Below are 22,032 nucleotides of genomic sequence, written 5' to 3'. Positions count from 1 at the left end.
GACTAGCCGATGATGCCGAGCAGGGACAGGACCACGCCGATGGCGAGGATGCCAAACAACATCGGGACCATACCGACCTTCTTGCTGCGCAGCAGCGCATAGCAGATCAGCACGAGCGCCAGGGGCAGCATCTTGGGCATGACGCCATCCAGCAGGGCCTGAAGCGCCGTGGGATCGGTGTCGCCGGCACCGCCGAAGGTGATCGGGGTGGTCAGGGCGACGTTGGTCGCCGTCATGGCGCCGATGGCAGCCAGACCGATAACGCTTGCGGCATAGGAGATCTTCTCCATGATGCCCGAGGACGCTGCCTCGTCCAAGAACCTCGTGCCCATGGTGTAGCCCATCTTGAGCGTCCACCAGCGGGCGATGACCTGAGGAATATTGAAGATCAGGAAGAACAGCACCGGGCCGGCGAAACTGCCCTGCATGCACAGGTCGATCGCGACCGAAACCGCGACAACGCGCAGCGTCGAATGGAAGATGGTGTCACCCACTGCGGAAAGCGGTCCCATGAGCGCCGTCTTCACGCCGGTGATGGTCGAGGTGTCGAAATCCTCGCTTTGGGCGTTCCGCTCCTCCAGGGCAAGCGTCACGCCCATGGGAAGACCGCTTACATACGGAGTGACGTTGAAGTACTCGTTCATATGACGCTCGTAAGCATCGACGAGCTTCTTGTCGTCATCCTTATAGATCTTCTTGAGCGCCGGGATCATGGCATTGGTGTATCCGCTGTGCATCTGGCCGGGATAGTCGTTCATGCCGTTCAGATGGATGGCGCGACGGAAAACGTTGGCAAGATCCTTGTTGGAAAGAGCGCCGCCCCGCTTCTCGTTAGAACTCATTGTCGTCCTCCATATCTACCGTCGAAAGGCTGGCGTTCTTCTCACCGCGCGCATTGATGATGAGCAGCACGGCGGCAGTGGCGAGAAGCGTCACCGCGATGGTGGGCATGCCAAGGTAGGCCGTGAAGATGAAGCCCACGAAGAACCACGGGGCGAGCTGCTTGTCCATCACCATGGTGAGCAGCAAGCCGAAGCCGACCGCGGGAAGGAGGTTGCCGGCCGCGTTGAGCGCGTTGATGACATTGGTGGGAATAGCCGCCACGGCCGCCTCCATAGCGGTGCTCCCGAAGAAGACGGCAGCGAAACCGATGAGGAAGTACAGGCCGAAGGTACCGATCCAGCTGCCCGCCCAGAACAGGGCTCGCGCGGCCCCATCGTTTCCGTGAGAGAGCTGAGACTTCATGGCCTCGGCGAAGATGTTGTTGATGAACTTGCACAGCACGTACGCGAAGCCGCCGATAAGGGCCAGCGGAACCGCGAACGTCGTGCCGATGCCGGCGCCCGCACCTGTCAGGATGGCGAACGCGGTGGAGATGCCGGCGGCCGTACCGCCATCGGGAGAAACAGCCGCACCGATGGGGAACGAGCCCAGAAAGACGATCTCGAGCGTCGCACCGATGATCGTGCCTGTAGCAACGTCGCCGAGCACCAGGCCGACCAGCGCTCCCTCGACGATAGGCCTATTGAGCATGCAGTAGCCGAAGAAGTAATCCATCTTGCACAGGCCTACCACCAGGCCAGCAAGCAATGCCGAAACAAACACTAGTATTCACGTCCCTTCAAGGTGGTTAGTGAACTTGTGAGCACCGCGTACGGATGCTCGAAGTACGAAGATTTCGTCATCTCAAGCGCGCAGTCCCCTGAATAGCCCCCTGCTTTCAGCTGTTTCAGGATCTCTACCGGATTGAGACTACCCGCCTGGTCACCCCATCCCACATGGGCGGGGTCACATGGGTTGAGGTTGGTGAGGTGGACGTATCCGATATCGGAGCCGAACGCATCAAGCCAAGCCGCCAAGCTCTCACCGTTTCGCACGATAGTCCCGGTATCCAACGTGACCGTCAGGCTCGTCCTCCCCACCTCGTCCACAATGCCCGCAACGTCTTCGAGACTCGAAACGAGTCGATACGGACGGCGTACGAGGGGCTCGATTGAAACCGTCATGCCCGCGTCGGCCGCCATATCGCAAATCCGTCGCACAGCCAGCACAAGGGCCTCGCGGGCTTTCTGTCGGTCCGAGTCGAGCGGCGTCCAGCCGCCGTTGATCGAGATGCGCTTTGTGCCGAGCACCTGACCGAGCTTCACGATATTCCGGTAATAGCCGAGCGTGAGCCTCTGGGTTGCCCTGTCGAGCGACGCCAGATTGTATGCCTTGGGATTCGACTGTTCCGGAGTCAGCGTGCGTACCCGCAGACCCGATTCGGAACAGCTCGATGCCACCTCGTCGAGGTTGTACACATCCCATGCATCGATGTTGACGTGGTTATTGCAAAGCCAGAGATCGACATCGAGAGCGCCGACGGCCGAGACATCATGACAGAAGGTGGCAAACGACCAGTAACGCCAGATCTGATTGGTGGGAAGAAAACGGAGCATCGTGAACCCTCAACCAATAGGGGCTGCTAAGCCTTGTTCACGCAGCCAAAGACCTCCATGTAGTGCATGAGGGCCTTCTTGTAAGCTTCGGCGCCGATCTCGTTATACTGGCACGCGTTGATCTTCTTCTTGTCCGGATCGACATCGGGCGCATAGTCGGCGTCCATGACATCCTTGATGGCCAGGTTCGAAGCCTGGGAAAGGTCGGTCCAAAGATTGACCTTCTGGATGCCGCACTCGATGGCGTGCGCAATCAGATCGTCACCCGTACCGGACCCGCCGTGGAGCACGAGCGGGACGTCCACACTCGAAGCGATGGTCTGCAACAGCTCGTACTCAAGATGAGGCGTGCCCTTATAGGCACCGTGGGAGGTACCCACGGCCACCGCCAGGCAGTCGACGCCCGTCTCCTCCACGAACGACGCGGCCTCGTCGGGATGCGTCAGACCGGCATCGCGCGTCTCCTCGTACTCGTTGCCCTGACCGACGTGGCCAAGCTCAGCCTCGACCGAAACGCCCACCGCATGGGCAATCTTCACGATTTCCTTCGACTCGGCTACATTTTGCTCATACGGCAGCGTGGAACGGTCGACCATCACGGAGCTGAAGCCAGCACAGATGGCGCGGATCAGGTGCTCGAACGGGCCGCCGTGATCCAGATTGAGCGCAAAGGGCACGTTCGGATAGCGACGCTCGTAAAAGCGAGCAAGCTCACCCATCTCCTCGATACCGAAGACACCCGGGCAACCGAGAATAACCGGGGCGTTCATCTCGTCGGCCGCCTGCAGGCACGCCTCCATGGTGAACCGGCTGAATACGTTCGGAGCCGGAATGCCGTAATGGCCCTTCTTGGCCTCCTGCAAGAGCACATGCATCGGTTCCAACATTGCTTTGCCTCCCTTTCTCTGAAAGCATTTCATCGGCTTCTTGAAGGGAAAAGAGATAGGACTACCCATCGCCACGCGCTTTTGTTTTCACACGCGGTTTGCCTTCAAGAGTCCGCGAGCCGCTCGCGGACGCCGTTGTTGCATATCTACTTACTTGTAGATGGTCTTTTTCTCTGTGGGCACCTGCTGGATCCCCAGCTCAATACCGCGATCGGCGAGCTCGTGCAGCATCTCTTCCTCCTCGGGGAGCAGGAAGATCGCTTGATCGACCTGACGCGTACCCGGACGGTTCTTGATGCCGCCCAGATTGACGCTATTGATCTCAGGGATCGCATCGCAGATCTTCTTCGCATCCGCCACGCTGCCGGTCACGATGAACAGGTTGTACTTGTCCGTAACACCGCTCTTGATCGCCTTGATGCTATCCTCGATGCTCTTGATCACGAGCTTGATGCCCTGCGGCTTGGCGAGCCGCAACGTCGACATCTTGAGCTTATCTGTAGCCGCCTCATCATCAGCAACCAAAATGCAATCGGCGCCGATGCTCCGCGTCCACGAGAACGCGACCTGGCCGTGCAAAAGCCTGTGGTCGATACGGAATAGCTTAATCATGTCGCTCCCTCTCCCTACGTTCTAGAAGCTGTTGCCCTCGTCCTCTTCGTCGCCTCTGTCTAGCAACGTATCACATAGCACGATGTGCTCACGAGCCGCAGACACAATCCTGGGAAGAGATTCGACCAGCTCTTCAACTGGACACATGCTCATCTCGAGAAGCAATGCAAAGTTGATACCCGTTATCAAGTGAAACGGATACTCGGCGAGCAGCTGCATAAACTCGTTATTGACCGAGCCTCCAAGAACATCGGTGAGCACAAACAGCTCGGCTTTGGAGTAATCATGCTCGGATACGATGCGTCTGAACTCAACCTGGTAATCAACGTCCTTGTCAACGTACGCCGTGATGCACTCGATAGGACCGATATCGCCAGCAACCATATGCAGCGAGGACAAGATGCCTTCGGAGAACCCGCCGTGCGTCGCAACAATAATTCGCTTATCCATTCCTCTGCACCTCCCTTCATGCGTTGCCTTTTGATTCCACGATGCCAACCAGCCGACGAGGCACGCGTCCGCCTTTCTTGGTCGTCAATAGGTAATATACATCTGGTACGTTATATATGTCTGTGATAACTGTCAGTGGTAGTTTTTCGAGAGCGAACGGCAAGAGAGCGGCATACGAGCCGGGCATGAAAGATTGATTGAGGCGAAGCGCCCCTCTTGTACGTACCCGGTTGGCATTTCCCATCCATAGATGCCGCCACCAACCAGGTGCGATAGCGAGAAGAAAAGCGAAACAACATCTGTGTCGTCTCGTGATGATGAGATGGATATCCGGTCGCTTGAAACAGAATCGCCCCGAACAGTACTTCGATCGATTCGAAAGGCAAACAGGGCCAAACAGGTCCCCCGATAGACGATATGAGAAAGCCATCGGACGGGAAGCCTCCCCGCGGCATACAAGGTCGCGGGCTGGGCGGGAACAATGGCTGTGTATCGTCAACCTGCGGTGCCGCCGTACCGCACGCATGGGAGGAGGCTCCCCATGTCCCATGTTACCTCCATCGGCCTCGACGTCCACGCCCGCTCCGTCGCCGCCTGCGCGTTCAACCTCTACACGGGGGAGGCGGCCCGGAGGTCGTTCGGCGCCGACGCCGGCGAGATCGCCGCCTGGATCAAGGGGTTCGAGGACCCCAAGGCCGTCTACGAGAGCGGCCCGACGGGCTTCGCCCTCTGCCGCGAGCTCAGGGCGCTGGGGGTCGACTGCGTGGTCGGCGCCGTCTCGAAGATGCAGAGGCCGGCGGCCGACAGGCGCCGCAAGAACGACAGGCGCGACGCCGCCTTCCTGGCGCGCCTGCTCGCCGCGCGCAACGTCGTGGAGGTCTGGGTCCCGCCCCTCGAGGCCGAGTCCGCCCGCGACCTGTCGCGGGCGCTGGACGACGCGCGCGAGGACCTCCGGCGCGCCCGGCAGCGCCTCTCCAAGTTCCTGCTCAGGCGCGGGCACGCCTTCGACGAGGTCGACGCGCTCGGGCGGAGGAAGGGGGCATGGACCAGGGCCTTCTGGAGATGGGCCGAGGGGCTGCGCCCGAACGACGCCGCGGCCGCCTCCGCGTTCGACCACTACGCCGCCTGCGTCCGCTGCGCCGAGTCGGACAAGCGCGCCCTCGAGAGGCGGGTGCTCTCCGAGGCCCGGTCCGACCGGTGGCGCGCCGTCGTCGGCGCGCTCTCGTGCATCAAGGGGATCGACGCCGTCACCGCCTTCTGCCTGGCCACCGAGGCCGGGTGCTTCTCCCGGTTCGCCACGGCGGGCGCCTACGCCTCCTGGCTCGGCCTCACGCCCTCCGAGCACTCGAGCGGCGAGAGGGAGGCGAGGGGCGGCATCACCAAGACCGGCAACGCCGCCTCCAGGCGCGCGCTCGTCGAGGCCGCCTGGCACTACGCGTCGTGCTCCCCGAGGCCCAAGGCGGCCCCCGCCGGGTACGAGGTGGCCCCGCAGGTCAAGGGCAGGGCGGACGACGCCACCGCCCGGCTGGCGCGCCGCCACGGGGCGCTGAGGGCCGCCGGGAAGCGCCCGTGCGTCGCCAACGTCGCCGTCGCCCGCGAGCTCGCCTGCTGGGTCTGGGAGATCGGCAGGCGCGCCGAGGGCACGCTCGGGTAGCGCCCGGGAACATACGCCTCCCCGCCGGGAGGGCCCGCGCTTCGACGCATCGCCGGGGCCGGCTCACGGCTCTTTTTATGGGCAGCCGGACGGCCGCGCCCGAGGACACAGACTCCAAGGTTTTTCGAGACGACGGCCCCGGACGGAGAATCGAAATGCGGTAGCGCGCGGCGACATATCGAACCGCATGCCGCGCCATCGAGCCCGCGGATATTAGCTTGCCAGGCGAGCGACGACTAACGAGCATCCGCGCGGGCCCGACCGGCTGGAATGAGAGCGGGTCCCGGAAGGAATCCCGGGACCCGCGACGTCATGCCTCTTGACAATGGCTTTCTCATATTAGCAAAACAGCCTACTCGGTTTCCCGAATAGGCTGTTCTTTGCGATGGCGGGAAGTACGGGGCTCGAACCCGCGACCTCCGACGTGACAGGCCGGCGCTCTAACCAAACTGAGCTAACTCCCCAGGCAGCTGTTCGAATTGCTTCGCTGCTGCGAGAGCTAGTATACACAGAGACGCTTCGCGTGCGCAAGAACTTTTTTGAAAAAGTTTTCGGCCCCCCCTGCGGGGTACGGGGGCGGCCCCCTGCGGGGTACGGGGCCGGCCCCCTGCAGGACACACGGTCGCGCCCCGCGAGCGCAAGGGATCACGCCCCCTGCGAGCACGGGGCCCACCCGATCTCCGCAGCTTTTGGCGGTTCTGCGGTGTACGCCCCCCGCGGGCACGGCACCCCCCCCGCAGGAGCACGCCCGCGCCCCGATCGCCCCGAACGGAAAAGCCGGCCCACCCGAGCCGGCTCGAAGGTCAAAACGGATCCGGTGCCCCCGGGAGCGCCCACGGACGCCGCCCGGTCTCGCAACCCCTACAGGTCGATGATCTCCACGGACAGGACGCTGCCCTCGGCGACGAGCATCCGGGCCATCGTGGCCCCGCGCCCGCCACGGGGGTACGTGGGCGAGCCGGGGTTCACCAGCCATCCGCCGCCCAGCCGCACCGCGCGCGCCCGATGCGTGTGGCCGCAGACCGCCACGTCGACGCCGCGGGAGGGCAGCTCCTCGCGGTAGTGCGCCACGGCGAACCGGAGCCCCTCGAACGTGAAGCCCGCGAGCGCTTGGACCTCGGGGCCGTAATCGTAGTACCAGTCGTTGTTGCCCAGCACGGCGCGCAGCGGCGCGATCGTCGCGAGCTCGTGGTAATCGGCCTCGGATGTGATGTCGCCCGCGTGGATGATGAGGTCGGCGCCCTCAAGGGCACCGAGAAGCGCGTCGGACAGGTGCCCGTGCGTATCCGAGATGATGTCGATGCGCTTCGCGTCGCGGAGGTTCATGGGCCTCCCCTAGAGGTTGAGGGCCTTCTTGAGCGGCACGACCCGCCTGCGCGACACCGGGATCCGGTCGTCGACGCCCGTGACCCCGAGCTGGATGGCCCCCGAAGCCGCCGTCTCGACGTCCTCGACGCAGGCGAGGTTCACGATGTAGCGGCGGTGCACGCGGAAGAAGCCGAAATCGCCCAGCTTCGACTCGAACTGCGCGAGCGAGGTCGTGGACAGGTAGCGGTCGTCCTCCGTGAAGATGCAGGAGTAATCGTCCTTGGCCATGATGTAGCGGATCTGGTCGACCGGGATCAGGACCTTGCGGCCGCCTTTCTCCACGGGGATGCGCTCGATGGGCGCCTTGCTCTCGGCCACCGGCTTCACCCGCGCGAGCACCTTGGTGATCGCCTGGTCGAGCCGCGCCTCCTCGACGGGCTTGAGGAGGTAGTCGACGGCGTCCACCTCGAACGCCTCGACCGCGTGGTCGCTGTACGCGGTGACGAAGACCACCGCGGGAGGGTTCTTGAGCTTGCGGAGCGCCTCGGCGAGCTGGATGCCCGACGCCCCCGGCATGGAGATGTCCAGGAACACGACGTCGACACGGCCCTCCATCAGCATCTCGATGGCGGAGCGAACGCTCGACGCCTCGGTGATCGAGCCCATCTTGCCCGTCTGCTCCAAAAGGAAGCGCAGCTCGGAGCGTGCAGGCGCCTCATCGTCGACGATCATCGCACGTAGCATAGGCGTGACAATCCTTCCCGTAGGTCCATGCATGGCGGCGCGGCGGGTTCCTCGCCGGCGCACGCCTGCCGTCTATTCTACATCTCTCTCGGCCAGAATGCTGTTTTCCAAATCCAGCTTGAGCCGAATGGAGGTGCCGCCGCCCGGCTCGGACTCGACCGAGATGGACGAGCGGGGGCCGTAGAACCGCTCGATGCGCTCGGAGATGTTGCGCATGGCGACCCCCGCGCCACCGCCGGAGGGCGCCGAGCGGTCCGCCGCCGCGCGCTCCGCGGGCGTGTCGGAGCCCGTGGAGAACAGCCGCGCCGCGGTCCGCTCGTCCATGCCGGCGCCGTCGTCGGCCACCTCGATGAGCACGAAGCCCTGCTCCGGCACCGAGACCGACACCTCGATGGTGAGCGGCCCCTCGTCGGTCATGCCGTGGCGCACGGCGTTCTCCACGAGCGGCTGGATGATGAAGGCCGGGACCGGGAGGTCCTGCGCGTCCGGGGCGATCTCGAAGCGCTCACGGATGCGGTCCTCGCCGAAGCGGGCCTTCTCGAACACCAGGTAGCGGCTCGTCTGCGCCACCTCGCGCGAGACCGGGATCAGCGAGCCGGAGTTCTCGAGCGTGGCCCGGTAGAAGGAGGAGAACTCCCGCAGCAGCTCGCGGGCGCGCAGCGGCTCGGTGCGCGTGAGCGACGCGATGGTGTTCAGGGTGTTGAACAGGAAGTGCGGGTTGATCTGCGCCTGCAGGGCGCGCAGCTCCGCCCGGGCGGTGAGCTCGTCTTGCAGCTCGAGCTCGTGGATGGCGAGCTGCGTGGACAGCAGCTCGGCGAAGCCGGAGGCGAGCGCGTACTGCGTGCGGTTCACGTCATGGCTGCGCCGGTAGTAGAACTTGAGGGTCCCCACGGCCTTGTCGCGCACCTTGAGCGGGACGATGATGCCCGCCGGGATCGCCCGGTGCTCGGTGCGCTCGCTGCGCACGTCGACCATGTGCGTGAAGGACTGGGCGACCCCGTGGTCGAGCACGTAGCGCGTAGCGGGCGTGTGGATGGGGGATCCGGGCGGGAAGTCGACCTCGAGCTCGCCCACGCAGGCGAGCACGTGCTCCTCGTCGGTCACGGCGATCGCCATGGCGCGCGTCTCGGGCAGCAGGCGCCGGCAGATCGCCTCCGCGCTCTCGCGGTCGAGGCCGGACTTGATGATGTCGAGCATCTCGGACGCCGTCGAGAGCGCCTGCTCGGTGTACTGGGAGCGCAGCGAGTCGGGGTTCAGGCACAGGTAGATGAAGGCGACGAGGAACACGAACAGCAGCGCGCAGGCGATCACCGCCGACGCCGGGTCGAAGCCCTCGGCGAGCGCGTACACGCAGTAGCCGACGAAGCCGAGCGCGCAGACGATGGCGAACAGGCGGAACCCCGGCAGGGCCCCGGTGCGCGACACGATGCGGCCGCTCAGGTTCTTCAGTTTTCTCGGCATGTGGCTTCCTCCAACATCTCGGACAGCTCCTCATCGTTCCACAGGCCGTCCATGATGCTGGGCCAGAAACTCTGGAATCGGATGTACTTGGACTTGTTCTCATCGGCGTAGCGCTCGGCGAGCTCGCGCCCGTGGCGCCAGATGCGCCCGTACCCCACGCGCTCCGAGGTGAGCATCATGCGGGCGAACGCCGTCTTGCGCACGCGCTCGTCGAGCTCGCTGGAGAACCAAGGGCCGGGATAGGGCATGAGCGACGCCGGGGTGACCGGCTCGAGGTCGTGCTGGCGCGCGGCGAAGGCGAGCTTGGCGCGCTCGTAGTACCAGCGGTAGACGTTCTGCATGAAGCGCGGCGCACGGTGGACGCTCGGCGGCGGCAGGTGGCGCACCACCCACTCGTTGTCGAACCACACGTCCAGCCCGTGCATGCGCATGTTGAACAGGTAGTCGAGGTCCTCGCCGCGCGTGATCCAGGGATCGAAGGCGACGCGCATGTAGGCGCGCGCGTGCAGGGCGAACAGGCCGCCGCACACGTAGTTCGACCGCGAGATGCGCGTGCCGGAGAGCGCCCGGCGCATCCAGCGGTTGAACTCGATGCGCTTGGTCCACCAGCGGTGCGTGGCATCGGCCTTCGAGGTGTCCGCCAGAGGCGAGCCCTCGCGGTCGTAGAAGTAGCCGCTCTTGGCGAGGATCGGCAGCCCTTGGCGCGTCTGCTGGCCCAGAGCGTACAGGGCCTTCTTCATGAAATCCGGACCGAGCACGATCTCGTCGTCGTCCAGGAAGATCGCGCAGTCGTGGGCGAGGATGCTCGCGGCGGCGAGGCCCATGTTGCGGATGGCCCCGTATCCGCGCAGGGACACCGGCTCGCCCGGGGCGCGCGGGGCAATCCGGTCCACGCGGTCGCGGATGCGGACGGCCTCGCGCTCGGTGAGGACCGTGACGGTGAGGGCGGGATGGGAGCGGGCGATGGCGCGGACCCGCTCGCGCGCGGCGTCCGCGCTCGAAGGAGGGCTCACCACGAGCACGATGACGCGGCAGACGTCGCGCACCTGCTCGAGCGAGGCCAGGCAGGCATCGAGCTCGGGCTTGGGCGCGTTCAGGTCGGTGCTGTGGTCGTAGGCGCCCGGCGCCTGGGCGTCCACGGCGTCCGCAGCCCAATAGGAGGGGATCACGATCGCAGGATTCATACACGCCCCTTTCCCCCACGTGCGCTCGCCCACGGTGCGGGGTCCCGCGCGATCCCCGACCGTCTCAGTTGGTTGTACCCACCTCGGCGAGCTCACGCTGCACGAAGCGCGTACGGGCCAGCGAACGGTACAGGGGGTACCCCAGCACATACATGATAACCGCTTCGCCCGCGCCGGTGGTCACCAGACCGAACAGGTACATGAGCGGCCAGGCGCCGTCGAGCGAGATCGACGTGAAGGGGATGGTGTAGAAGCCCACCCCCGTGAGGAGGATGGGCAGGTAGGCGGGCACGATGAGGGCGTTGGCGAGCACCGGGCCGGCGAGCGCCGCGAGCGGATGGCGGCGCATCCTCCAGGTGAACAGCGCGCCCAGGAAGGTCGCAAGCGAGCCGAAGGCCACGTCGAGCAGGCCGAGCGCACCCGTGCCGGACAGCGCGATGTTGGCCACGTTCGCGATGACGCAGCCGAGGGTGAGGCCGGGCACGGCGGCGGGGGTCACGAGCGCCAGCGCGCACAGCGCCTCGGAGACCCGGAACTGGACGGGGCCCCAGGCGAGGTTGCCCAGGAAGAGCATGGTCACGAGCGTGCACGCCGCGTAAGCCGCGGCGATCACGCCCGCGCGGGCGATGTAGGTGGATTTCATCTGGTACGGTCACCTTCTAGAGAATCGGAGGGCTTTACTGGTCGCAGCAAAGCCCTCCGTACAAGGCGCGGTGTCCATGGGCGGCGCCCGCCCTTACGCGACGCCCCTCATGCGGGAGAGCTTTACTAGCATGACAAGGCCCACAACCAAGAGGATCCCGATGGAAAGCACTCCTAAAGAAGGATTCCCCGTGAGCGATGTCACGACAGATACTAGCAGAGTTCCCATCACCGACGCGTAGCGACCGAAGATATCGAAGAAACCGTAATACTCGTTGGCGCGCTCCTTGGGGATGAGCTTGCCGAAGTAGCTGCGCGAAAGCGCCTGGATGCCGCCCTGGAACAGGCCGACGGCGATGGCCAGGACCCAGAACTCCGCGGCGGTCTGCAGGAAGAAGGCGGCGAACAGCACGATGCAGACGTAGGCGACGACCGCGATGATGATCATGCGCAGGGTGCCGAAGCGTCCGGCGAGCCGGCCGTAGGCGATCGCCGAGGGGAAGGCCACGAACTGCGTGACGAGCAGGGCGAGGATGAGCTGGGTGGAGTCGATGCCGAGCGAGGTGCCGTAGGTGGTGGACATGGAGATGACGGTGTGCACGCCGTCGATGTAGAAGAAGAAGGCGAGCATGTAGAGGAGCAGGGCGCGGTCGCCGGCGATGCGGCGCAGGGTCGCGGCGAGCCCCCGGAAGGTGCGCGCGACCTCGGACGTCATGGTCTCGCCCGGCGCGAGCTCCTTGCCGAAGCGCTGGCGGTAGGTGCGCAGCAGCGGGATCGTGAAGGCGAGCCACCAGGCCCCGGTGATGACGAAGGACAGGCGCGTGGCGAGCATCATGTCGAGCCCCAGCGCCGAGGGGCCGAGCATGATGAGGGCGATGCAGACGATGAAGGGCGCGCAGGAGCCGATGTAGCCCCACGCGTAGCCCGAGCTCGACACGTTGTCCATGCGCTCATCGGTGGTGACGTCGGGCAGCATGGCGTCGTAGAACGTCATGGAGGAGTTGAGCCCGATCGTGCACAGCACGTAGACGATGAGGAAGGGCATAGCCCCCATGGGTATGGCCTGGGCCAGGCACAAAACGAGGCCGGTCAGGAAGAACCCCAGGAAGAACTTGATCTTGTTGCCCGCGAAATCCGCGAGCGAGCCCAGGATGGGCATCAGCAGGGCGACCACGAGGGACGCGACGGTCTGGGCGTTCGCCCATGCGGTCACGAGCTCCGCCGAGGACGCCCCGGTGTTGATGGCGTCGAAGTAGATGGGCACCACGGAGGTGTTGAGCAGCACGAGCGCCGAGTTGCCGACGTCGTACATGACCCAGTTGCGCTCCATCGCGGTGTATCTCATCGCATTCCCCTCCCAGTCGGTTCATCCCGACTATGGTACGGCAGCGAAGACCCCCTGACGGTCAGGATTCCGTAAAGCGCGGGGAGGCCGCATGCGGGGCGCCGCCGCGGGAGGGCGGAGCGCGGGGTGGTCGGGACGGTCAGTCCTCGCCGTCGCACTCCTCGTCGTCGCCCAGGACGCGCCCGGAGTAGTTGACGTGCCCGGTGACCGCCTCCATGGCGCCGACCTCCACGAACAGCGCCGCCGTCCGCGCGTAGTCGTCGAGCGCGCGGTCGAACACCTCGGGGAAGCTCTCCTGCGAGCGCTCCTTGGTGAAGGGGTTCTCCCACGTCCGATGGGCGAGGTTCGCCGTCGCCGCGGGGGCCTCGTCGGTCACGGGGTGCGCGAGCGCCGCGAGCAGGGAGTAGTCGGACACCAGGCCCTCGAGGGCGCCGATCACCCGGGAGGCAGGGGAACCCGCGGGCTCGATGAGGCGGTAGACGAGGCGCATGTCCGCCACCGCCCCGCCGTACTCGGCCGCCCCGACCTCGAGCCCGTAGACGCTGCGCGCCACGAAGCTCATGAGCGCCCCGGCGACGCGGTCGACGCGGTCGGTGGTGACGAGCAGGTCCGCCGGCGGGAGCTCGGCGCACGTGGCGCCCGAGCGCCCGCGCTGCAGCATGAGCACATCGAGGTCGCTCTCGATGACGGCGTGGACCTTGCCCCCGGCACGGGCGAGGTCCTCGTCCATACGCTGGATGCCCCACTGCTGGTCGTAGACGAACGGGTGGGCGTTGCGGTCGAGCACGTAATGGGACAGCAGGCCGAGGACGAACGCGCGGCCGACCGCCGCGTCCCGCTTGGGGAGGCGCCCCACGCCCTCGCGCAGGGCGACGAACGCGCGGGACATCCGTGCGGAGTGCATGCGGCCGCCAAGCGCCATGCAGGCGCGGAAGGCGGGCGTGCGCACGCGGAAGAAGAAGGGGTCCGGCCCCTGGTTGGCGATCAGGAAGGCGATGCGCTCCTCCTCGGTGACGACGAGGCCGTCGGGCAGGAGCCCGGCGCTCCGCTCCCCGAACAGGCGATGCGTGATCAACGCGGGCATAGGGGTCCTTTCGGGACGGTGCCGGCGGGATGCCCCGCCGACGGTGCAGGTATCGGGGGTATTATTCCCCGCCGGCCCCGTCGCATACCCCCATGGGGGAATCGGCCGCGCCGGCATCCCGGAACGCCGGGCGGGGCGGGCGCCCCGACGGACCGCGGCGGGCGTCCCCGCTCAGATCGCCTCGAGGGACGAGACGCGCAGTTCGTAGTACCCGCTTCCGTCAACATCGAGGGTACCGGTCACGCGGACGGACGCCCCCTGCATCCCCGGGTAGTCATCGGGGCGCAGCGGCTCGTCCCCGCCCTCGTCCACGAGCGCGATGTTGAGCAGCTGGTCGAAGGCCCGCGCGGAATCCGGGTCCGCGGCGACATAGGGGCTCTGGAAGATCACCGCGAGGATGTCCCCGTCCCATGCCGAGGTGGGATCGGTCACCGTCACGCCCGTGAGCGTACCCACCACCTCGATGGAATCCCCCACGCGGAAGGCCGTTTCCGAGGTGCGCCCGTCGCGCGCGGGGTCGACGGCGGAGTCGACGGCGGGATCCCCGGCGTCCGTCGCCGATCCGTCGGAGGCGGGCTCATCCGCCTGCACGGACCCCTCGAGCACCGAGATCCAGTACTCGGTGGCATCGAGCACCTCATCCGGGCCGTTTCCCTGACCGATGCGGTACGCCTGGGCATCCGAGGTGAAGCCCACGAGCCTGGACGCGTCCATCTCGGTCCGGCCGGTCGCCTGGCCGACCCATCGGTCGATCTCCTCGTGGTAGGCCGCGTCCCCCACATCCTCGCCGTCGACGCAGAACCGCACCCAGGTGCCCTCTCCTTCGGTCCCATCCGATTCGATTGTGAACCGCTCGACCTCGAGCTCGTCGCCGGAGGCGGGGCAGCCGATATAGGAGGCTCCCTGGGTGTAGAACCCCTCGTCGGTCACCCTGGTCGCCTGTATGTCGTACATGACGGGCGTCGCGCCCGAGCCCCGGTACAGGAAGATCGATCCGTTGCCCGAGTACGGCTCGCCCTCGTAGACGCATTCGATCGAGCCGCCCTCGTAGCGCCACACCTCGATCTGGTACGCGGGGTCGGAGCTCGCGTCGGACAGGTCCCCGTCGCAGTAGGCGACCACGAGCTCCTCCACGCCGTCATCCTCGAAGTCGACCAGCTGGACCGCGGCGGTGCCCGTGAGCGCGCTCATCCCGTCCGTCCAGTCGACCATTTCCGCCTCGCCGTACTGCGCCTGCAGCCCGCGCACGTAGGCGAGGAAGAGGCTGTAGGCGCTCTGCCGGGCGGTCGCCCCGTCCTCCTCGACGGCATCCCCGCCGTCCGCGGACGGCTCGAACTCGGCCTGGTCGCGGGCGCCCTCGTCCTCGGTCACCTCGATCAGCGCGCTGTGCGCCCGGTCCCCGTCCGGGTCGACGACGATGAAGGTGTAGCGGCCCTCGGAGAGGTCGAGCGCATCGAGGGTGAACGAGGCCTCGTCGACGTGCCAGACGGTCGCCGCGCCCTCCTCGTCAACGACCCTCAGGTCGTAGTCCTCGAGCGGGTCGCCATCGTCCCCGCGCAGCACGACGGTCGCCGTCGGCGTGAGCGCGACGGCCTCCTTGGAGGAATACGCGACGACGTCCGACCCTCCCCTGCCGCGGCTGCAGGTCCACAGGCCCACCCCCGCCGCGACGAGCACGGCGACCGCGACGGCGACGAGCGCGATGACGGGTCCGCGGCGGCGGGGCGGCCGATGGGTCGGAGCGACCCGCGCGGGGCCGGCGTCGCCGGCGGTCCAACCAGGATGCGGCTCGCCCACACCCGCAGTGCCGGCGTCGCCCGCGCCCCCGGGACCTCCGGGGCCCGTCCCCTCGCCGGAGGCCGGGCCGGCAGACGCCGTGCCGACGGTCCCCGCGCCGGCCGCGGACGCATCGCCGATGCCCGCGGACCCAGCGGATTCCGGATCCACCCGGTCATCGACCTGCGGGCCTCCCCCGTCGACTCGGGACCCGTCCCCGACGGGAGCCTTCAGCGGCGCCCCGCACCGCGAGCAGAATCGCGCACCCTCCCGGTTCTCGTACCCGCACATCGAACAGTACATCGCAGCCTCCTCGCCCCTCATACCTGCCCCCGGTTATACCAGAAGGGGAAGGGGGTCGGTCATATCGGTCGGCGACGGGCGGAGACTGCGGAAGCGACGGGTGCGGGGGCGGGAGTGCGGGAGCGGGGGCACGGGCGCGACGGCCCGCGATCCACGAGAGCGTCCGTCGGCCTGCAGAAGACGGAAATTCGTCGGTGCAGGGCCGGATCAGGCGAGGCCCAAGCGCCCCTTCACCTCGGCGGCCCGACGCCGGGAGACCGGCACCGTCGCCTCAACGCAGGAGAAGCGCAGGCCCATCGACCCTCCGCGCTCCACCACCACATCGTGGATCTCGTCCATGTTTACCAGGTAGCTTCGGTGCACGCGCATGAATCCGTCCCCTGCCAGGCGCCGCTCGAGCGACGAGATCGACTCGCTGACGAGATAGGCCCCGCCGGCGCAGAAGGCGCTCGCGTAATCGGCCCTCGCCTCGATATAGCACACGTCGGACACGGGGATGAAGGCGTGCTGCCCATTGCGCTCCACGGCGAGGCGCCGCACCTTCCCTACGGGCGCCGCCTCGCCTCTCCGCACCCCCATGAGCGCGGACACCTTGTCGAGCGCTCGCACAAGACGGCTCTCCTCGACGGGCTTGAGCACGTAGTCCACCGCATCGAGCTCGAACGCCTCCGCCGCGTACTCGGAGAAGGCCGTGACGAACACCACCGCGGGCGGATGCCGCAGGTTCTTGAGGGTCTCGGCGAGCCGGATCCCGCTCGTGCCGGGCATCTGGATGTCGAGGAACAGCACGTCGGGACGGTCCGAGAGCAGCCTCTCCACCGCCTCGGCACCGTTGCCCGCCTCACTGACCGCGCCGATGCGCCCGTCGCGCTCCAGCAGGTAGCGCAGCTCCGCGCGGATGGGCGGCTCGTCATCAACGATCAGCGCGCTCCACAGGTTGCTTCCCATCTCTGTCTCCCCTCTTTGTTCGGCGATACGTTCGGGCGGCGGCGCGGTTGCCTGCGGCGGGCACCCGGGTTCGCAGCGGTACGAGGACTCTCGGCGGGCACCCGGATCCGCGGCGGGCATCCGGGCCCGGGACGGAAGCGCGGGTTGCCGGGGCCCGCGCCCGCGTCGCACGGCGATGCGGTCAGCATGCGACCGCCACGGGCTCATGCGGCGTGCCGCGCAGCTCGACGGTGACCCGTGTCCCTACCCCCACGACCGATTCCACGCGGATGCCGGACCCCTCGCCGAAGAACACGTGGATGCGCATGAGCACGTTCGACAGGGCGAGGCCGCACCCGCGTTTGACCGAGCCGTCGGCGGTCAGGGTCTCGGGCCCGGCCGCGGGGAACTCGCGCGGTTCGAACAGATGCGCCAGCACCTCGTCCCCCATGCCGATGCCGTCGTCCTCCACGGTCACCGCGACCCCGTCGGCGAGAGCGTGCGAGGATACCACGATGGAGAGCGGCTCGACCTCGCGCATGGCGTGCTTGATGCAGTTCTCGAGCAGCGGCTGCAGGATGAAGGGCGGGACGCGCCGCCCGAGCACCGACTCGTCGACGTTCAGGCGCACGCGCAGGCGGTCGGCGCCGTAGCGCGCCTGCATGAGGTTGATGTAGCGCACGCCCTGTTCCACCTCATGCTCCAACGTGGTCAGCGACTCGGAGTCCGACAGCGTCTGACGGTAGTAGTTCGAGAAGTCGATGAGCAGGGACCGGGCTTTCTCGGGCTCGGTTCGCACGAGCGACACGATGGTGCCGATGGTGTTGAACAGGAAATGCGGGTCGACCTGCGACTGCAGGGCGCGCAGCTCGACGCGGGCGGTGAGCTCGTCCAAGCGCTCCAGCTCGAAGCTCGCGAGCTGCGAGGAAATGAGGTCGGCGAACCCGGTGGCGAGTGCGGTCTGCCGCATGTCGATGTTGCCGTAGCGGGGATAGTACAGCTCGAGGGTGCCTGTGCAGCTGTCGCGCACGGCAATGGGCGCCACGATGCCCGCATGCAGGCGCGGGAAGTAGTGCATGTCGTCGGCGACCTCGCCGTCGCGCGAGAAGACGCTCATGACGCCGCTCTCGATGACGCGCTTGGTGGTCTCCAGGCTGACGGGCGTGCCGACCGGACATCGGTCCGACCCCTCGCCCCAGCAGGCGATGACCTGTCTGCCGTCGGTGACGAGGATCGTGGACGCGAGCGTCTCGGGCAGGATGATCTGGCAGGTGCTGAGCATCGCATCGGGCGTCATGCCGTGACGCGTGTGGGTGAAGATCTTGGATGCGATGGAGAGGGTCCGGTCCGTGGCGCTCGAGGTGAGGTCGTCAGGCACCACGAAGACGTACGAGAAGAAGAAGCACAGAAGGACCAGGCCGGCGATGGTGATCACCGCGGGCACCGGATTGGGGTTCGCCACGAGGTCCCACACGAGCAGCGCGAGCAGCATGGGCACGCAGAGGGCCAGAAGGACGGTCATCGCCGTCCTGCTCGAACGCAAGATCCTCGTCGCATTGCGCCGGCGCGACCACTCTATGGGATGGGGGATCCTGATCACGTGCACCTCCGTCTCGCGTCTCGGGACCGCGCCCTCTATCCTATCTCGTTACCGGGTAGGTGTGGATGGACGACGTGGATGCGACCCCCTCTCCTTCAGGTTCGACGGACGCACCGGGCTTTCGCGGAACCGCCCCCGAGTGGGCCGTCGAGAGCCGAAGGCGGGCCCGGCCACCTGCTGCCGAGCCCGCCCTGGAGGGAGAGGGGCCTGCGCCCCCGGCGTTTCGCTACGCAGAGAACCTGTTGCGGTCGCCGAAGGTGCCGGACACCACGACGGTGCCGTCCTTCATGATGACGTCCATGTTCTCGGGGGTGAGGTCGTGGATGTCCTTTGCCGGGTCGCCGTCGACGATCAGCAGGTCGGCGCACTTCCCGACCTCAAGCGAGCCGGTCTCGTCCTCGCAGTGGGCCATCTTGGCGCCGTTGATGGTAGCGCAGGTGATGGTCTCGAGCGGGGAGATGCCCACCTTGTCGACGAAGTCGTACATCTCGTCGATGGTGACGTAGCCGTAGGGGGTCACGAACGAGAAGGAGTCGGAGCCGATCGTGAAGATCACGCCGCGCTTCTTGGCCTCGCGCAGGCAGTCGTAGTTGCGCTGCAGCTCCTGCTCGACGAGGGTGCCCTCGTACTTGTCGTGGATCTCGGGCACGTAGACCGGCGGGTAAGTGGAGTACCAGGTGGGAAGGAAGCCGATGGTGGGCGTGAAGAAGGTGCCCTGCTCGGCCATGAGGTCCATGGTGCGCTCGTCGATATCGAAGCCGTGGATCAGCTGCTCGCAGCCGAAGCGGACCGAATCGTAGGCAGCGGAGTGCGAGTTGTAGCAGTGGCTCCACACCGGGATGCCGACCATCTTCGCCTCATCGACCACGGCCTTGATCTCCTCGGCGCAATAATGCTGGTCGCGCCCGGAGTCCCAGCGCCAGATGCCGCCGCCGGTCGCCCAGATCTTGATGGCGTCTGGATTCTCGCGCAGGCGACGACGCACGGCGCGGCGCAGGTCCCAAGGCCCGTCGACCTGGTCGCCCCAGGGATGGGATTCCTTGTTCTCGAGCTGGCTGCAGTGGTGCGAGTCGCCGTGGCCGGCGGTGCGGCAGAAGCCCAGGCCGGTCGCGTAGATGCGGGGACCGGGGAACACGCCGTTGTTGACGCAGTCGCGGACGTGGATGCCGAAGCGGCCGATCTCACACACGGTGGTGAGGCCGTGGGTGAGGCAGTCGTACGCCTGCTTGACGGCGACGGCCTGTTTCTCCAGCAGCGGCTGCATGACCCAGTCGGTGTCATCGTCGGTGAGGTTGCCCGAGAAGTGCAGGTGGGTGTCGATCAGACCGGGCATGACGGTCTTGTCGGCGGCGTCGATGACCTCGAAGCCCTCCGGGGCGTCCTCGTGGGCGCCGGCGTAGGCGATCTTGCCGTCCTCGACGAGCACGAGCGAGTTCTCGACCGGGGTCCCGCCCAGTCCGTCTACGAGCTTGCCGCCCACGATCGCGTAGTTCTTGCCCATTGTTCCTCCTTTTCCCGGGGGCGGATTCCCTCCGCCCCCGCATGCTGCGGACTCCCCGGCGGGGCGTCTCGCATCGTACCTAAGGAAACCGAAACCGATCCGGAGCAGCCGACCGCGGCGCCCGCGCGACGCATCCGCCTCACGGGGCCCGATGCCGCACCCCGCCCCGGAGACGGCCGGGAGCGCCCACGGGGACGCCTCCGGCCCTGAGGGGACGTCCGCCTACGAGGCGCGCCGCGCCCTGGTGACGAGCATCAGGACCGCCCCGACGACCAGCCAGCCGATCACGATGGCCCACTCGACCGCGTTGAGCGATGCGGGGCTGAACGGCAGCACCAGCAGACCGATGATCACGCACCCTGCCAAGCAGGCGAGCACGATGCCGAGCTTTCCGCCGGGCACCTTGTAGGGACGCGGGAGCTCGGGCTCGGTGAAACGCATGCGCAGGCACGCGAAGGCCACCATAGTGCAGGAGAAGATGAACGCGAGGGCGCTCACGTTGGTCAGCGGGATGAGCATGTTCTTGCCCAAAAACGGCCCGATGACGGTGATGATCGCGAGCACCGCGCAGGCGAGGCGCGGGGCACCGGACTCGGGATCCACCTCCGCGAACTTGTCCGGGAGCTGTCCCTTGCGGCCCATGGCGAGCATGATGCGGCTCGTGGCGCCATAGAAAGAGTTCATGGGACCCATGGGGCCGAGCGTCGCGATGCAGAGCATGACCACGTAGAGGATCATGTTGATATCTTTGAGGCACGCCAGTGCCGGGACCGGGGACTCCACGAACTCGTGCCACGGCAGGATGGTTCCGAACGAGTAGATGCACACGATGTAGAAGCCGCCGGCAGCGAGGAGCGCAAGCGAGATGATCTTGCCGAACTTGTTCCAGTTCAGACCCTCCGCCGCCTCCTCGGCCTGCTGGGGGATGGTGTCGAAGCCCGCGTAGAAGAACGGGGTGAGCACCAGCACCGAGACGACGCCCGCGAACAGGTTGCCCGCGGAGGTGGCGGGCTCGCTTCCGCCCGCATCGGCTACCTGGGAGAACACTGGCATGGCGTTGTCCGGAGAGCCGGTGACGATGGAGATACCCATGGCGAGCAGCATGCCGCACAGCAGGGCCTTGGTGAGGAACGCCTGCAGCTTGGCCGCGGACTGGGCACCGCGGAAATTCAGGTAGATCACGTAGGCCGCGAAGCCGAGCGCGATGACGGTCGGGATGAGGTAGACGTCGGCGCCCATGATGGTGTAAAGCTTGACGGCGCGCAGCCATTCGAGCCCCGGCAGGCTCCCGAACATGTCCGACACGAGCGTCGAGATGGCGATGGCCTCCCATGGGCACAAGATCCCGTTGCCCAGGGCGAGCAGCCAACCGGTGACGTAGGACGGGATGCGCCCGAAGCTGCGGTCGACGTACTCCACGATACCCCCGGAGATGGGGATGGCCGCGGTGAGCTCGCCGAACACGGCGCCGATGGGCACGAGGAAGATGGCTCCCAGAAGGAACGCGATCATCGCGGGGACGGGGCCTCCGCCCACGACCATCCAGTCGCCCACCTGCAGCACCCAGCCGGTACCGATAATGGCGCCGAAGCCGATGGTGAAGAAGTTCCACAGGGAGAGCGTCTTCTTCATGCCGCCCTCGCCCGGGCTCCCCGTTGCTTTCGTTTCCGCCATGTTCACCCCTCCTTTCATTGGTCGATTCCGCGCACGCCACGCGTGCGCCCGGTGTCTCGCGAACCTGCGCGCGGAGCTGCGAGACGTCACGTGACTTACCATACGGGCGACACGATGGCATGTGACCGTCGATTCGACCTGAGGGCGCGCGCGAAAACGAACGGCGGCGATTTGCCGACGAGCGGACGGGCGGCGGATGGCGGATGGCGGACGGGCACACCTTGTGGGGGCATGGTCGGCTCCGCGCGGCGCCCGCCCAATCCGCCCCGGATGGACGCCGCAGACGGGGGTCGGGGACCCCGGGCGCGGCGATGCGGGCGCGGACCCCGGACCGCCCGTCGACGGGACCGCGATGCGCGCGGCAGGATGCAGGCACGACGCGCTACTATAGAGGTCATCGCGCATCCGGGGCGATGCGCACGGCTCATCCGAGGGAGGTGCC

At 66.7% G+C, this 22,032-nt stretch carries 19 protein-coding genes and 1 tRNA gene; 1 reads left to right on the top strand and 19 read right to left on the bottom strand.

The genetic code is table 11. The features are described from left to right. Window positions 1-2 precede the first annotated feature (2 nt). The 6 genes from PHA29_RS01950 to PHA29_RS01925 form a co-directional block, all read right to left on the bottom strand. On the bottom strand, window positions 3-842 hold the full coding sequence (locus PHA29_RS01950) for a PTS system mannose/fructose/sorbose family transporter subunit IID (RefSeq protein WP_270847777.1): 840 nt from the start codon (window positions 840-842) through the stop codon (window positions 3-5). Further along, window positions 832-1,605, bottom strand: coding sequence for a PTS mannose/fructose/sorbose/N-acetylgalactosamine transporter subunit IIC (locus PHA29_RS01945; RefSeq protein ID WP_270847775.1), 774 nt, complete (start codon window positions 1,603-1,605; stop codon window positions 832-834). The genes PHA29_RS01950 and PHA29_RS01945 overlap by 11 nt, the downstream gene beginning before the upstream one ends. Beyond that, window positions 1,605-2,438, bottom strand: coding sequence for a sugar phosphate isomerase/epimerase family protein (locus tag PHA29_RS01940; RefSeq protein WP_066828588.1), 834 nt, complete (start codon window positions 2,436-2,438; stop codon window positions 1,605-1,607). The genes PHA29_RS01945 and PHA29_RS01940 overlap by 1 nt, the downstream gene beginning before the upstream one ends. Before the next feature lie 26 nt (window positions 2,439-2,464). After that, entirely contained in the window at window positions 2,465-3,325 is an 861-nt protein-coding gene (locus PHA29_RS01935) for a class II fructose-bisphosphate aldolase (protein ID WP_270847773.1), read from the bottom strand. A gap of 150 nt (window positions 3,326-3,475) precedes the next feature. Beyond that, entirely contained in the window at window positions 3,476-3,937 is a 462-nt protein-coding gene (locus PHA29_RS01930) for a PTS sugar transporter subunit IIB (RefSeq protein WP_270847771.1), read from the bottom strand. Between the two features lie 21 nt (window positions 3,938-3,958). Further along, on the bottom strand, window positions 3,959-4,387 hold the full coding sequence (locus PHA29_RS01925) for a PTS sugar transporter subunit IIA (protein ID WP_066828592.1): 429 nt from the start codon (window positions 4,385-4,387) through the stop codon (window positions 3,959-3,961). A 541-nt stretch (window positions 4,388-4,928) separates the two neighbouring features. Between PHA29_RS01925 and PHA29_RS01920 the strand changes: the two genes are divergently transcribed. Next, window positions 4,929-6,041 (top strand): IS110 family RNA-guided transposase, encoded by a 1,113-nt coding sequence (locus PHA29_RS01920; RefSeq protein WP_270847770.1) that lies wholly within the window; start codon window positions 4,929-4,931, stop codon window positions 6,039-6,041. Between the two features lie 386 nt (window positions 6,042-6,427). Here PHA29_RS01920 and PHA29_RS01915 read toward each other — a convergent pair. The 13 genes from PHA29_RS01915 to PHA29_RS01855 all read right to left on the bottom strand — a co-directional run bounded on the left by PHA29_RS01915 (window position 6,428) and on the right by PHA29_RS01855 (window position 21,590). After that, window positions 6,428-6,505, bottom strand: a tRNA-Asp gene (locus tag PHA29_RS01915). Window positions 6,506-6,902: 397 nt separating this feature from the next. Next, window positions 6,903-7,367, bottom strand: coding sequence for a metallophosphoesterase family protein (locus tag PHA29_RS01910; RefSeq protein ID WP_270403938.1), 465 nt, complete (start codon window positions 7,365-7,367; stop codon window positions 6,903-6,905). 9 nt (window positions 7,368-7,376) lie between these two features. Then, complete coding sequence (locus tag PHA29_RS01905; protein ID WP_270403937.1) at window positions 7,377-8,093, bottom strand: LytR/AlgR family response regulator transcription factor; 717 nt, start codon at window positions 8,091-8,093, stop codon at window positions 7,377-7,379. Window positions 8,094-8,165: 72 nt separating this feature from the next. After that, on the bottom strand, window positions 8,166-9,554 hold the full coding sequence (locus PHA29_RS01900) for a histidine kinase (protein ID WP_270403936.1): 1,389 nt from the start codon (window positions 9,552-9,554) through the stop codon (window positions 8,166-8,168). Further along, window positions 9,539-10,738 carry a glycosyltransferase gene (locus PHA29_RS01895; protein ID WP_270847769.1) on the bottom strand — a complete coding sequence of 400 codons (1,200 nt, stop codon included), beginning with the start codon at window positions 10,736-10,738 and terminating at the stop codon, window positions 9,539-9,541. Before PHA29_RS01895 ends, PHA29_RS01900 begins: the two co-directional genes overlap by 16 nt. A gap of 64 nt (window positions 10,739-10,802) precedes the next feature. Then, on the bottom strand, window positions 10,803-11,381 hold the full coding sequence (locus PHA29_RS01890) for a QueT transporter family protein (protein WP_270403934.1): 579 nt from the start codon (window positions 11,379-11,381) through the stop codon (window positions 10,803-10,805). A gap of 93 nt (window positions 11,382-11,474) precedes the next feature. After that, complete coding sequence (locus tag PHA29_RS01885; RefSeq protein WP_270847768.1) at window positions 11,475-12,725, bottom strand: MFS transporter; 1,251 nt, start codon at window positions 12,723-12,725, stop codon at window positions 11,475-11,477. A gap of 139 nt (window positions 12,726-12,864) precedes the next feature. Beyond that, window positions 12,865-13,809 carry a zinc dependent phospholipase C family protein gene (locus tag PHA29_RS01880; protein WP_270847767.1) on the bottom strand — a complete coding sequence of 315 codons (945 nt, stop codon included), beginning with the start codon at window positions 13,807-13,809 and terminating at the stop codon, window positions 12,865-12,867. 171 nt (window positions 13,810-13,980) lie between these two features. Beyond that, entirely contained in the window at window positions 13,981-15,888 is a 1,908-nt protein-coding gene (locus PHA29_RS01875; protein WP_270847766.1) for a zinc ribbon domain-containing protein, read from the bottom strand. Between the two features lie 207 nt (window positions 15,889-16,095). Then, entirely contained in the window at window positions 16,096-16,836 is a 741-nt protein-coding gene (locus PHA29_RS01870; RefSeq protein ID WP_270847765.1) for a LytR/AlgR family response regulator transcription factor, read from the bottom strand. A 181-nt stretch (window positions 16,837-17,017) separates the two neighbouring features. Then, window positions 17,018-18,337 (bottom strand): sensor histidine kinase, encoded by a 1,320-nt coding sequence (locus PHA29_RS01865; RefSeq protein WP_270847764.1) that lies wholly within the window; start codon window positions 18,335-18,337, stop codon window positions 17,018-17,020. Window positions 18,338-18,641: 304 nt separating this feature from the next. After that, entirely contained in the window at window positions 18,642-19,916 is a 1,275-nt protein-coding gene (locus PHA29_RS01860) for a metal-dependent hydrolase family protein (protein ID WP_270847763.1), read from the bottom strand. Between the two features lie 222 nt (window positions 19,917-20,138). Then, on the bottom strand, window positions 20,139-21,590 hold the full coding sequence (locus PHA29_RS01855; protein ID WP_270847760.1) for an APC family permease: 1,452 nt from the start codon (window positions 21,588-21,590) through the stop codon (window positions 20,139-20,141). Window positions 21,591-22,032: the final 442 nt, after the last annotated feature.

The organism is Candidatus Collinsella stercoripullorum (assembly GCF_027669965.1).
GTDB lineage: Bacteria > Actinomycetota > Coriobacteriia > Coriobacteriales > Coriobacteriaceae > Collinsella > Collinsella stercoripullorum.
Note: the sequence above shows the minus strand (reverse complement) of the source record. Positions and strands in the feature narration are given on the sequence as shown.